The following is a 10,272-nucleotide window of genomic DNA, read 5'->3' on the forward strand; positions in this document are numbered from 1 at the left end:
ACGAGAACGGTCGTTATCGGTAAGGGATTTTTTATATGTGCGTATGTGATGATGTGCATTTGGGCGATTCGAAAGCGCGAGTCGCATATTTTCGGCCGCCGGTTGGAAAAATATAACCATCGCGGGTTCTTCTGGGGAGGGCATCTCATTTGAGACGATTGAGGAAATGGATGCGACGGAAACCGAAGTCTCCCGCCGTGTTGGAGGCAAACGCTGCGGGAGGCGAGGAAAGCGAGGCGCTGACCGCGCAATTGGACCGGAACGAAGCGACGTTCCGGCGCATTTTCAAGGACTGCGCCGATATCGTCTTTCGCAGCGTCCGCATGGACGGACAAGAACGGCTGCTCATCGTCTACATATCCAGTCTTGTGAATGAACAGACGATCGACGATCATATCTTAAAGCCATTGATGTCCAAGGCGGGCATCCATTCAGCCGGCACGAACCGCCCGGAAGCGGAAGCGTTGAAGGAGCGGATGATTAGCGCAGGTTCAGCGAGCATATCGTCAGATGTAAACGAACTCGTGCGGCAGATCTTGAACGGTCAAGCGGCCGTGCTTCAGGATGCGGACAGCGACGCATTGGTCGTGAAGGCTGACGGCACGAAGCAGAGAAGCGTGGAAGAGCCTTCCTCCGAGCCCGTCATCAGCGGGCCGAGAGACGGCTTCAACGAGAACATTTCCACCAACATCGGATTGCTGCGCAGGAGGCTGAAGACGCCCCGTCTCAAAATGGAATCGGGCACGATCGGAGAGCTGTCCCGGACGCAAGTCGTACTGGCTTATATCGCGGGGATCGCGACGGAAGCGCTGCTTGCAGAGGTGCGAGCCAGGGTGGTACGCATTCGAATCGACGGTGTGCTGGATTCCGGATATATCGAAGAATTCATCGAAGACCTCCCGTACTCCCCCTTCCCGCAAACGCACAGCACGGAGCGCCCCGACGTCGTTGCTGCGGAGCTTCTGGAAGGAAAAGTCGCGCTGCTGGTGGACAATACGCCGTTCGCGCTCCTTGTACCCATGACATTCTGGACCGGTCTGCAAGCGAGCGAGGATTATTATGTTCGTTGGCCGATCGCCACCTTCGTTCGCTGGATCCGCTTCCTGTTCATATTTATCGCTATCTTTGCGCCTTCGTTATATGTAGCGGTTACGACCTTTCATCAGGAAATGATCCCCACCAATCTGGTGCTGAGCATCGCCTCCGCCAGAGAAGCCGTGCCGTTTCCGGCTTTTTTCGAAGCGCTGCTGATGGAGATCGTATTCGAAGCGCTGCGGGAAGCGGGCATTCGACTGCCCAAACAGATCGGGCAAGCGATCAGCATCGTTGGCGCGTTGGTTATCGGTCAGGCGGCCGTACAAGCGGGCATCATATCCGCGCCGGTCGTTATCATCGTATCGATCACGGGCATCGCCACGTTTACGATCCCGCGCTACAGCTTTGCGAGCGGCGTCCGGCTGCTGCGCTTTCCGATCCTGGTTCTGGCCGGCACGCTCGGGCTGTACGGGATCGTGCTTGGATTCTTAAGTATCGTGCTGCATCTAGGCGCCTTGCGCTCGTTCGGCGTTCCTTACTTGACGCCGCTCGCCCCTATTCAGCTAGCGAGCTTGAAGGATATTCTCATCCGTGCGCCGATCTGGGCGAAGCGGCATCGCCCGCAGGCGACGGGCACGTCGAACCGGGTTCGCGAGCCGGGGGGGCAGCAGCCAGGGCCGCATCGCGGGAGGCGACCATGAAGCGCTTGCCGCAAGCTTGCCTGCTGCTGTCCGCGTGGCTGCTGAGCGGCTGCTGGGACCGAACCGAGATCAACGATCTGGCTTTTATCACCGGATCGGCCTTCGATCTGACCGATAACGGACAGTATTTGCTGTCGCTGCAGATCGCGATACCCTCGGCCACGTCGGGCGGAGGCACGGGCGGCGGACCGCAGCAGAAGTTTTTTGTCCTGTCGGCCACCGGAAAAAACGCGAACGAAGCTTTTGAAAAGCTGCAGAAAAAAAGCTCCCGCAAGCTGTTCACCGCTCACCGCAGCGTGATCTTCGTCGGCGAATCGCTGGGAAGGCAAGGCATGAATGGCGTGCTCGACGTATTTGTCCACGATCCGAGACAGCGTTTGCGAACCTACATTATGGTAGTGAAGGGAGGCGAAGCGCGGGAGGTGCTGCAGTCGAAATATCCTTTTGACCAGGTGCCGATGGAAGCGGTCAAAGAAATGGAAGGCCAGCAAAGCGAGATTTCGACCAATCTGCGCGATTTCTTCATGTCGTCGTCAAGCGATGGAATCGATCCCGTCGTCGGCGCCATCGAGGTTGAACCGGAAAGAAAAGATTCGGGCAGAACAGGCTTGTTCAAGCTGGCGGGGTCTGGCGTTTTCAAGGAAACGAAAATGGTCGGATTGCTGGACGGATCGGAAACGGACGGCCTGCATTGGGCTCAAAACCATATGAAAAACGGTAGAATCAACGCGGAGCTGCCCGATGGTCTAGGCAACGTGGGGATTCTCGTGACGCATGCCGAACGGAAAATTACAGCCGACACAAAAGGGGAGCGAATTCGATTTGAACTCCTGCTGGAAGGAAAAGCCATGTTGTTTGAAAATAATTCGAAGCTGGATATCTCGCGTCCGAAAAACATCGCACGGGTGGAGCGCGCACTGGAAACAAAAGCGGAGAAGCAAGTGCTGGACGTTCTGATCAGGCTCCAAAAACAGTACGGCGCGGACCCTGTGGGATTCGGCCTGTTTCTTCATCAAAACAAGCCGAAACAATGGAAAGCGATGCAAAATCATTGGGAACAATCGTTTACAAAGGCCAACATTAAGGTTGTCGTGAAGCTGAATGTCGGTGGTGCCGGCATGGCCGGTCCTCCTCTACAATGGAACCAGAAGGAGATTCGGGAATGACCGTTTACACCGCAATGTACGCGATCTTGGGCGCGATATGGACGATCGCGCGCATGCGATCGTTGCTCGCCGCACAAAAAAACAAGGAAGCAGCCGTATACGGAGGTACGATGCTCCTTGCCCTCGTCACCGGGTCCTTGTTGCTGTTAGACGTCAAGCTGCCGAGCTTTATTCTCCCGGTTCAGCGGCTCCTGGAGCCGATCGGGCAGTTTCTATTGCAGTAAGGAAGAAGTCGTTTTTCTTCTTGCAGCGTCGACAGCCAGAAGCACCAGCGGGATAACGGTTTGATTCGCAAAAGCCAGCACCGGAAACGTAAAAACGAGATAATTGAGCAGCGCGGCGGCGTTCGGAAAAATCCAGACGGATCCGACGAGGGACAGCAGCGCAAGCGGTAATACGAGGTCCCGATAATCGCGGATTCCGAAAAGCCTACCGACGCACACGCTGAATATGAACACGGATACCGCTATTTTTACAAAACAACCGATAACCCAAGTGGCAACCGCGATTGCCTCAAGACGCTCGAAGGAGCCTTCGATCCCGATATATTGCACGACGCTCAGGAACGAGTAAGTCAATTTACCGGTCAACGGGCCGAGGATCATAATCGTAAGCATGATCAAGCTGACGGACATCAAGGTGACGCCGGACAAGGCAATGATCGAAGGCTTCCGCGCGTTGCCGGACGACTGATAATAAGGGAGGAGCCATCCCAAAATAAACACCTGGTTCATAAAGCCGCCAGCCGGATTAATGGCGCCCTGCAGCACCGGAAGGGGGCCGTTTTCCATCACGGGCTTGAGTAGATGCGCATTCGCTTCCGAGATCGTCAGAATCAGGAGCGGGATAAACATGACGAGCAGCAGCAGCGTCAAAAACTCGTTGGACCTGGCGATGACTTCGATGCCCAATAAAGCCGCTGCGCCGCTCAAGACGAGCAAGGTCAGGCTGATCACGGTAAAGGGGGTCTCCGGGAGCAGCAGCGTGCCGACAAATCCCGTATGCTGCATCGTAATAGTCGAGATTGAAATAAACCAATAATAGGCGTAGTTGGCCGAAACTATTTTCCCCAGCCATTTCCCTAGAATTCGAGTGCTGTATTGTTCGACGGTCAATCCGGGATACCGCCTCGACAGCTCGCACATGACTGCAATGCTTAGGAAACCGGTCGCGGACGCGATCAGCTCCGAGATCCAGGCGTCCTGCATGGCAAACATGACGGTAAAAGAAGGGACCGTCAACAAGTTCGTGGAGATGATAAATGTAAAAATCAAAAAGCCTAGCTGTGTGCTGCTGATTTTCTCCGTGGCTTGCATGTCGGCTATTGACGCTCCATTTCCTGGAAAAGATGTTCCAAGTATTCGCCCTGCGTCACGCGATTATACGCTTAGGCTGGTGTAACACATCCGCTCCGCCTTCAATATGATGACCTAGACATCTAAAGAGGTGAGCCAATGGCAGTCGTAAAAGCGAGACAACAGGATATCGATATGTTGGCCAGATTGCTTCGCGCAGAGGCGGAGACAGAAGGCGAAATGGGGATGCTTCTTGTCGGAAATGTCGGCATTAACCGGGTACGGGCGAATTGCTCGGATTTCAAAGGAATCCGGACCATCCCGCAGATGATCAACCAGCCGCATGCGTTCGAAGCGCTGCAGCATGGGATGTTCTATCAAAGCGCAAGGGACAGGGAACGGCGTCTTGCACAGCGGGCCGTCAACGGTGAGCGGAATTGGCCTGGCGAATTCTCCCTGTGGTATTTCCGACCGGGTTCGTTCGAAAATCCCGGACCTTGTCCGGACACCTGGTATGATCAGCCGCTTGTAGGACGTTGGAAGAAGCATTGTTTTTATCAACCGACCGTAGAGGAATGTGAAAATATTTTCAACACGTTTTAACAAACAGGTTCTCACAAAAAAGGACGGCGCCTCTCGGCACCGTCCTCTTCCGCGCAATCCTTGCCAGTCATCTTCCGTCAATGCGATATCATGGAAGTCGCAGGCGCTTTTCCCGATTTGACGCGCGCCTTGCTCCAATCCAGCTTCACGTACCGCAAGCCATTGGCCAGCGCAGCCAGCACCATGTTGCTGCAGAGCGCAATCCAGGCGCCGACCTGGCCGTAATCCAGCACGACCGTCAGCAGGAGCGTAAGCGGGATGAAAATAATCCAGTTCAGAACGAAAGCCACGCGGGACAGATACGTCGTATCCCCAATGCCGCGCAGACCGCCGCCGAAAATAATGCCGGACGTATTGAACAGCTGGATGAACGCCGCCAGATGAATGAGCGGAATGACGGCCATGTACACAGCCTTTTCCGGCGTATACAGCTTCGCAATCGGAAGGGCGAAGATGAACATCAGGATGGAGATGAGTATCATGAGCAGGACGCCGAGGACGACGGTCATCAGCCCGAAGCGCTTGGCCTCAGCATGCCGTCCTTTTCCGATCTCTTGACCGGTGCCGATCGTTGCCGCTGCCCCAAAGCCGTTAGATGGCATAAAGCCGAACGAGAGGATGTTCAACGCAATTTCGTTCGCCGCGATGGCGACCGTCCCGAGGCGGGAAATGCACATCGTAAACACCAGCATCCCCAAGCTGTTGGACATTTCCATCATGCTTAGCTTCGCGCTCTCGAACACCATCAGCTTGACCTGCTTGCGGTCGAAGCGTTCGCGAGTACGGGTCAGCATCGTGGCATTTAAATAGCCGTAATACACCCACAGGCACATGCCGAGCTGAACGACTTCCGCAAGCAGTATACTCCACGCGGCGCCTTGAAGCCCCATGTCCGGAAACCCGTATTTTCCGTAAGCCAGCACATAGGTCAGCACGACCACCAGCCCGCTGTTGATGAGCGCGATCGTCATTGGCGTCTTCGTATCGCCGATGGCGCGCAGGTAGGCGAAGAAAGCACCGCTAAAGATGCCGAGGACGAGCGCGATCATTCGGATCATCACATAATCGGCGCCAAGCGCGACGATCTCGTCGTTCAGACCCATCGCCCTTAGTATGAGCTCGGGCGCGAGCAGACTGCCCGCCAGCAAAATGAACGCGAGAACGCCGGTCAACACTAACGCGATTTGCATCCGCTGGTTGGCGAGACGCATTTCGCCGGAGCCATAGTTTTGAGCCACCAGATAATTGATCGCATTTTGAATGCCGGCGCACAACGCCCACATATTGTATATCAAAATGTTCGTTACACCGACGACCGCGATTGCGGCCGCGCCAAGCTTCCCTACAATCATCAAAACGAGCAAGCCCGTAAAAGTCATCGATGAGAACGTAGCGATGGATGGTAAAGCGAGTTGCAAGATTCGTTTTGCCAGCTGCACTTCAATTATGCCTCCTGCCCATGGTGGGTTGCGTTAGACGCTTGTCGTGTCCACGCAACATAAGCCCTATTATAAACGGGTGTTCACAGATATTCATAGCGGGAATTTTAAGTCGATTGTGAACGGTGGTGAATTCAGGGATACATAGAATACATTATGTAAACAGCTTGGAAGAGCGATCACAGCAAGGCAGTTCATTCACGATCGCGCCGCCTCATTGCAAGCTAGAAGCAAGGAGCAGGGAGCAGGGCTATACCTGCTCCTTTACTGTTTATCCTTCGTTTCCGAGACGGTTTAATTCCTCCAGGGATAACCTTGCGACCACTTCAAATCCCTTTCCGCGCCCATGAGGCCGCACAACAACCGTTCCCATGTCAGAGATTGGACCGAGTCCCACTCCTGCAGGGAAGCTGTGGGAAATAATAACTTTGTTGCCCCCCTTAGGCGGCTGCTCTTCCAAGGCCTTGCTCAGGTTGTATAATATGCTTGCTTGTTCCATCTGATTCAAATGGCCGCTCAGTCTATAGATGTCATAGCCTAACGGATCGACTTGAATATTTTCTGTTCTGAAAGCCAGCGCAGCGGTTTCGATGGCTCTGCAAAACGGGCTGGCCACAATCGGAAACGCAACCGGAATCCGTTGTCTTTTAAAGATATCTCCGTACCACATAGCCTGCATTCTTCCCAAGGCAGAGAGATTGCGCTGCGTCGTACAATCTTGAAAGCTTAAGTTTGCTTGGTCCGAGCCTTCGGTTGCTTCCCCATGTCTGGAATAGAAAATGAAGCCTCCTTCCCGAAGTGAATCCAACAATGCCCGTTGGAAGGATCTTGTGTACTGAACGCCATATCGTTCTGTCAAAGTTTAGCACCCCTTAAAATTTACCGCCTAAGGTGTAGAGACATCTATACGGTATGCGACGTGACGCTGAAAGGTCATTTTTTAGCAATCTATCGCGACATCGAAGGCATGCTTTCGCCAACTTCCGTCCTGCGATCGAGATATGTTAAACTGACAGCAGATAAACGAGAATGCGTAGGAGGCTCGGCATGCTGGCTCGCGAAAGGCATAATAAAATCATCCAAATGCTGCATCGTCAGCAATTCGTCAAAGCGAACGATTTGATGAAGGCATTCGGCGTTTCCTTCGAGACGATAAGAAGAGATCTGGAGCGCTTGGAAAAAGACAGCTATTTGATAAGAGTGCACGGCGGAGCCACGCTGCCGGACAACGAATATCGAAACGAGATGCCCTTCACGGTTCGGGAACAGGAGATGAAGCAGGAAAAGCGAGAATTGGCGACGACTGCTTCGCGCTTCGTTACGGAAGGCCAATCCCTCATTCTTGATGTCAGCACGACCAATTCGGAGTTTGCCAAGGTGTTGTGCGAGAGATTCGAACGGCTGACGATCATGACGAATTCATTTCCCATTGCCAATCTGTTGATGAATAAGCCGTCGTTCACCATCATTTTCGTAGGGGGGGTCGTGCGCAATTCGGAGCAGAGCGTCGTAGGGGATTTTGCGGAAGCGTTTGTCGGCCAGTTCCATGCGGATACGTTTTTTATGAGCACAAGCGGCATCTCTCTGTCGGAAGGCATGACGGACTACGGTATCGGGGAAATTCAGCTAAAGGCGAAGATGTTGCAACGCTCCAAAAAAGTCATCGCGCTTGCGGACAGCAGCAAATTCGAAGTCGTCTCTCTCTACCCGGTTTGCGCGCTTAGCGATATCGACAAAATCGTCACGGATTCCAAGGTATCACCGGAAATCGTTCGATTATATAAGGAAGAAGGAATCGAAATCGTCTATTCCTGAACTTAGTAGGAAAACCGCTGCTTTCAAATCGCAGCGGTTTTTTTTTACGTCTCGGACGACCTTCCCGCTCCCTGGATAGCGAATAAATGGCGCGGGATGTATAAGATTGACACTGGCAGCATCGGGTGATAGTATTCAATTTGATGTGTGAAATATAGTGATTATGTGTGAAAATGTGTGAAAAGGAGTGATGGATTGTCGATATGGTTCGTATTGGCTTCGGGAGCGGCGCATGCGATGTGGAACTTGCTCGCCAAGCGCAGCGATCATAAACAAGTGTTTCTGCTTCTGATTCTTTTTCCAAGTACGCTGCTCTTATTGCCTGTTCTGGCGGCCGAACTGGTCAGTAAAGGAATATCCGGCCAAAGCAGCTTATTGTTGACGCTTTCCGTGGCGGCGCAAGCCGGATACGGTTATTTCTTGTCCAAATCGCTGGAGCAAGGCGACCTGTCCCAGGTTTATCCGATGATGCGGGGACTGAGCGCTTTTTTGCTTCCGTTCATCGGAACGCTCTTCTTGCACGAGACCCTGACGGCGTGGGGGTGGATCGGTCTGCTGTGCATTGCGTCCGGATTTTTCCTGTCCAGCGGCATCGCCGCCCGGCGGAATCGGCGAGCCGTTCCTTTGAGCGCCGTACTGTATATGGTAGCGGTGAGTCTGTGCACGATGTCATACATATTGATCGACAAGCTAAACCTGCAGCACTATACGCCGCTCAGTCTGCTGGAGGTATCCAATATCGGATTTTTGCTCGGTCTTATTCCGTTTGCCCGAACGAAGGAGATTCGACGGTGCTTCAAGGACAAGCATCGCCTGCGTGAGTTGGCGATCGGCTCGGTGCTGTCTCCGGGCTCTTACTTTTTGTTTTTGTTGGCCATGAATGCCTCGACGCTGGCTTATATCGCGCCTCTTCGAGAGATTGGAACGGTGTTCGGCGCGTTTGCGGGCATCTATTGGCTGAAGGAGCGCAAGGAAGCCGCGCGCATCGTATCCGCCTGCGTCATTTTTGCGGGCATTTTGCTGCTCGGAATAGGAGGTCGCTAGCTATTATGCATCGATTCGGTAACAAGGAGATGAGAGCGTGGTAGACATCGATGAACAATATGACCATGAGGTAGACCAGGCTGTTGAAGCTTTAACGGACAAGCAAACGAACGAGACGCTGAACTTGATTTTCGTCACGGACTTGCATCATTCCTGCGGCGGCAACCAGCTTAGAGCCGCTCGGGCCATACGCGAATTGACGTCGCGCCTCCCGTTGGATCTGGTCGTGAACGGAGGGGACAGCGCCGTGAATGAGACGAAGGATCAGACGTTGGCTTCGCAAACGGAGATTTGCCATGCGCTTCGAACGCCGGGCGTGCCGGTTCTGAGTGTCAAAGGCAACCATGACGACAATTCGATATATGGCCATGACCGGGAGGAAGTCCGCGGCCGGCATGTCATTTATCCTTCGGAGACGAAACGCTTGATTCAAGACGGCGTTCTCGATGCGGCGCGGTGGGATTCGACGCGGCCCGACGGTCTTTATTATTTCGTGGACGTCGAAGCTAAAAAAACAAGAGTGATCGTACTCGATACGATCGATATTCCATACGCGGATCCGGATAGCGGCACAATCGAGCATTTCGGACAGTGGGAATATGTGTTCTCTCCGGAGCAGCTGAACTGGCTTGCGAACGAAGCATTGCATTTGCGAGACAAGCCGGACTGGCGGGTGCTGATCGTTTCCCATGTGGCGATTTTTCAGGATGAGGTATTCGGGGCGGATTTCCCGGTGAGAAACGGCGAAGCGCTATGGGGGATTGTGTGTGCATTCCGTGACGGAGGCTCGTATGACGCGGAAGTCGGGGAAGGGGAAAGCGTGCGACGGGTGGCGGCCGACTTTGGGCAACAAGGAAAACGCATGGTTATCGGCTGCTTGTTCGGTCACGTTCACTTCGACCAAACCGTGTATCGGGATGGAATCCCGATGATCTCGACGCTGAACGCATGCACGAATCAGGATTTCCCGGAAGCGCCCGAACGGAAGGTCGGGACTTTAAGCGAATCGGCCTTTGATATCGTGACGGTGAACTTCGGGCAATCCCGCGTCGATACCTACCGATTCGGCGCCGGCGAGCATCGTTCGATCTCATTCTGATTCGGTTTGTATTTCATGAGCCTGCCGTCAAGGGCGGGCTTTTTGCGCTACTCCGGTTTTTTCGGATTTGAAATA

10 protein-coding genes are annotated in these 10,272 nt (G+C 53.7%); 7 read left to right on the top strand and 3 right to left on the bottom strand.

Annotated features, from left to right (window positions below; all coding sequences use genetic code 11):
- Positions 1 to 170 precede the first annotated feature (170 nt).
- The 3 genes from KB449_RS12455 to KB449_RS12465 are packed head-to-tail and all read left to right on the top strand — an operon-like array spanning position 171 to position 3,126.
- The gene (locus tag KB449_RS12455) at positions 171 to 1,736 is read left to right on the top strand and encodes a spore germination protein (RefSeq protein WP_434082553.1); all 1,566 of its coding nucleotides are present in this window, start codon (positions 171 to 173) and stop codon (positions 1,734 to 1,736) included.
- On the top strand, positions 1,733 to 2,902 hold the full coding sequence (locus KB449_RS12460) for a Ger(x)C family spore germination protein (RefSeq protein WP_282908685.1): 1,170 nt from the start codon (positions 1,733 to 1,735) through the stop codon (positions 2,900 to 2,902). The genes KB449_RS12455 and KB449_RS12460 overlap by 4 nt, the downstream gene beginning before the upstream one ends.
- Positions 2,899 to 3,126, top strand: a complete 228-nt coding sequence (locus tag KB449_RS12465; protein ID WP_282908686.1) for a hypothetical protein — start codon at positions 2,899 to 2,901, stop codon at positions 3,124 to 3,126. Before KB449_RS12460 ends, KB449_RS12465 begins: the two co-directional genes overlap by 4 nt.
- Here KB449_RS12465 and KB449_RS12470 read toward each other — a convergent pair.
- Positions 3,115 to 4,218 carry a GerAB/ArcD/ProY family transporter gene (locus tag KB449_RS12470; protein ID WP_282908687.1) on the bottom strand — a complete coding sequence of 368 codons (1,104 nt, stop codon included), beginning with the start codon at positions 4,216 to 4,218 and terminating at the stop codon, positions 3,115 to 3,117. The genes KB449_RS12465 and KB449_RS12470 overlap by 12 nt on opposite strands.
- Before the next feature lie 138 nt (positions 4,219 to 4,356).
- Here KB449_RS12470 and KB449_RS12475 point away from each other — a divergent pair, with 138 nt between their 5' ends.
- On the top strand, positions 4,357 to 4,800 hold the full coding sequence (locus tag KB449_RS12475; protein WP_282908688.1) for a cell wall hydrolase: 444 nt from the start codon (positions 4,357 to 4,359) through the stop codon (positions 4,798 to 4,800).
- A gap of 77 nt (positions 4,801 to 4,877) precedes the next feature.
- Here the strand turns inward: KB449_RS12475 and KB449_RS12480 are convergent, their stop codons facing one another.
- Together KB449_RS12480 and KB449_RS12485 are read right to left on the bottom strand one after the other, a co-directional pair.
- Positions 4,878 to 6,239 carry an MATE family efflux transporter gene (locus KB449_RS12480; RefSeq protein ID WP_282908689.1) on the bottom strand — a complete coding sequence of 454 codons (1,362 nt, stop codon included), beginning with the start codon at positions 6,237 to 6,239 and terminating at the stop codon, positions 4,878 to 4,880.
- A gap of 271 nt (positions 6,240 to 6,510) precedes the next feature.
- Positions 6,511 to 7,098 (bottom strand): histidine phosphatase family protein, encoded by a 588-nt coding sequence (locus tag KB449_RS12485; RefSeq protein WP_282908690.1) that lies wholly within the window; start codon positions 7,096 to 7,098, stop codon positions 6,511 to 6,513.
- Between the two features lie 188 nt (positions 7,099 to 7,286).
- Here KB449_RS12485 and KB449_RS12490 point away from each other — a divergent pair, with 188 nt between their 5' ends.
- The 3 genes from KB449_RS12490 to KB449_RS12500 all read left to right on the top strand — a co-directional run bounded on the left by KB449_RS12490 (position 7,287) and on the right by KB449_RS12500 (position 10,197).
- Positions 7,287 to 8,054 carry a DeoR/GlpR family DNA-binding transcription regulator gene (locus tag KB449_RS12490; protein WP_282908691.1) on the top strand — a complete coding sequence of 256 codons (768 nt, stop codon included), beginning with the start codon at positions 7,287 to 7,289 and terminating at the stop codon, positions 8,052 to 8,054.
- A gap of 195 nt (positions 8,055 to 8,249) precedes the next feature.
- Positions 8,250 to 9,098, top strand: a complete 849-nt coding sequence (locus tag KB449_RS12495) for a GRP family sugar transporter (RefSeq protein WP_282908692.1) — start codon at positions 8,250 to 8,252, stop codon at positions 9,096 to 9,098.
- A 37-nt stretch (positions 9,099 to 9,135) separates the two neighbouring features.
- On the top strand, positions 9,136 to 10,197 hold the full coding sequence (locus KB449_RS12500; RefSeq protein WP_282908693.1) for a metallophosphoesterase family protein: 1,062 nt from the start codon (positions 9,136 to 9,138) through the stop codon (positions 10,195 to 10,197).
- The last annotated feature ends 75 nt before the right edge of the window (positions 10,198 to 10,272 follow it).

The organism is Cohnella hashimotonis (assembly GCF_030014955.1).
Classification (GTDB): Bacteria; Bacillota; Bacilli; order Paenibacillales; family Paenibacillaceae; genus Cohnella; species Cohnella hashimotonis.

Bases quoted from the DNA above. Each gene is read 5' to 3' on its own strand.
- KB449_RS12455 (WP_434082553.1), top strand. From the start codon at position 171: ATGCGACGGAAACCGAAGTCTCCCGCCGTGTTGGAGGCAAACGCTGCG.
- KB449_RS12460 (WP_282908685.1), top strand. From the start codon at position 1,733: ATGAAGCGCTTGCCGCAAGCTTGCCTGCTGCTGTCCGCGTGGCTGCTG.
- KB449_RS12465 (WP_282908686.1), top strand. From the start codon at position 2,899: ATGACCGTTTACACCGCAATGTACGCGATCTTGGGCGCGATATGGACG.
- KB449_RS12470 (WP_282908687.1), bottom strand. From the start codon at position 4,218: ATGCAAGCCACGGAGAAAATCAGCAGCACACAGCTAGGCTTTTTGATT.
- KB449_RS12475 (WP_282908688.1), top strand. From the start codon at position 4,357: ATGGCAGTCGTAAAAGCGAGACAACAGGATATCGATATGTTGGCCAGA.
- KB449_RS12490 (WP_282908691.1), top strand. From the start codon at position 7,287: ATGCTGGCTCGCGAAAGGCATAATAAAATCATCCAAATGCTGCATCGT.